Genomic DNA, 1,934 nt, shown 5'->3' on the forward strand with positions numbered 1-1,934 from the left:
AAGAAAAATTAGGCTACCTCTCTCCAATTGATTTTGGAGTGAAGATAGCCTAATGAAGGTGTTTTATCTCTGTCTCATTTCACTATGTCAGTCTAATAATTCTGTGTTCTTTAATTATCTTCCGCTAAAATAGTCGATCTAATTTTCTTCTTTCAACAACAGATCGTTCATGTCATCCAGATTATACGTGATATTGATGTAATTCGCATCCGGTACATTTTCGATATAATCTTCTTCACCCGCCGGATGGATTTCAAGGAATTCACTGTCGTTGTAATACGCGATATCCACAGTCTGGTTGACTGCATATTCCAAATCACTGTCATATGGGATGCCCCGTGTAGTTGCGAGGTTGTCCATTGCGGTGAACGCACCTTCCTCGTTGACGCCCTGATACATGAACAAGTCCTTATCTGTAAATTCTGATGTATCGAGTACAATTTCTCCTTCAACCGAATCGAAGACGGATGCTTCGGAAGAAGTGTCTTCATCTGCTTCTTCGCCGTCATCCGATCCGGAGTCCGACCCGTCCTGTCCGGCAGCCTCTGCCTCCGCTTCATCTTCAGGTACGCTTTCCCGTTCGGATTCGGCACCATCCAGCACCTCGTCGGTGAATACAATCGCATCTTCATTATTCTGGTTGAAGCTCAATTTCACGTGTGTCGCTTCCGGCACTTCTTCGATCAGCACCGGCATGTTGTCGACATACAGATTCGTCTGGATGAATTCCTCTTCATTGTAGTAGGAAACATAGGCAGGACGCGTCAATGAATAGTCCGTCCCTGCATCATACTCCATGAAATCAGAAGTCCGCATCTCTTCGTTATCGGACTTCCCGCCGTTATAGTTGATGTAATAGCCTTCTTCAATCTCCGCATCATTCAAAAGCGAATCCTCTCCGCCTTCATCATTGCTGCATGCAGCGAGTACGAAAAGTATCGGTATTGTAAATAAAATTCTCAAACTAAAGTTCATCACGTTATCCTCCAACCATTATTTGATCATTACAATATACATCTTCTTATTAATGGCAGTGAATGTCAAAAGAGCCGGTGGATATTGTCATGATAAAAATAATTAGTTTAAATCCCACCACTTGGAATGAATCATTATGAAGTTGATTCATTGTATAAAACATTTAAGTCACTGTTGATCAGGGTTGGCTTTAATTTTATTATTTAAATCGTCCTTATACTTCGGCTTCTCAACCAGAGTAAGCACTTCCTCAAGCAATAGTAGATATTTTAATTTTTCTTTATCATCTACTTTAATAATTTTTATAGTTATTTCATTATCTTCATCCGTGAGTTGTTTAAAGAGTTGATAACGCTCAGGTGCATCCACATTATTATTCGATTTATCGGATTTTTGAAAATGCCTTCTTAATCGTTTGTATGCTGATGCTTTACTCATACCTATATAGAATAAATCTTTTTCTTGCTGGCCCTTTTTGTTGACGTAAATTTTGTAAATTCCTTTGATTTCACGAACATTTTGATCCTCGGGTATTCTTTTTTTAATCTCTTCCCTTACTGTCGATAAATCTACAGTGCCATTCGCATTTCTTGAAAACTGTACTGTGAAAGATATTTCTTCCTCAGACTGTAAACCTAATTCCCTTAACATATCTTCCTTAATTTTTTTTAAGGTACTGTCCTTCATAAAAAAACTCCTTATAAAATTACATTTAGTTATACTTACTTCTATATTAATACACTCCTTTCACTCATAGAAACAATAAAAACTCCCTTCTGCAAAATAGTATGATTTTCTCAATTCAACTCCCCTCAATGATGACATTCTTCTCATAATGCAGGCGTTGCCGGTCTTCCATCAGCTGTTGTAACCGTCAAGTAGGATTCAACACTTTATCACAAATAAGACTCAACAGTTAACCGCAATTAAGACTCAACACTTTTCTCTTCAAACAAAGC

2 protein-coding genes are annotated in these 1,934 nt (G+C 38.2%); both read right to left on the reverse strand.

Annotation, left to right across the window (positions count from 1 at the left end; genetic code table 11):
* Positions 1–138 precede the first annotated feature (138 nt).
* Complete coding sequence (locus BLR15_RS13760) at positions 139–975, reverse strand: hypothetical protein (RefSeq protein WP_092988371.1); 837 nt, start codon at positions 973–975, stop codon at positions 139–141.
* 168 nt (positions 976–1,143) lie between these two features.
* Positions 1,144–1,662, reverse strand: coding sequence for a GIY-YIG nuclease family protein (locus BLR15_RS13765; RefSeq protein ID WP_092988373.1), 519 nt, complete (start codon positions 1,660–1,662; stop codon positions 1,144–1,146).
* Positions 1,663–1,934: the final 272 nt, after the last annotated feature.

It is taken from the genome of Lacicoccus qingdaonensis (genome assembly GCF_900101075.1).
GTDB lineage: Bacteria > Bacillota > Bacilli > Staphylococcales > Salinicoccaceae > Lacicoccus > Lacicoccus qingdaonensis.

Excerpts from the sequence above, each read along its gene's own strand:
- BLR15_RS13760 (WP_092988371.1), bottom strand. The coding sequence starts at position 975 with ATGAACTTTAGTTTGAGAATTTTATTTACAATACCGATACTTTTCGTA.
- BLR15_RS13765 (WP_092988373.1), bottom strand. The coding sequence starts at position 1,662 with ATGAAGGACAGTACCTTAAAAAAAATTAAGGAAGATATGTTAAGGGAA.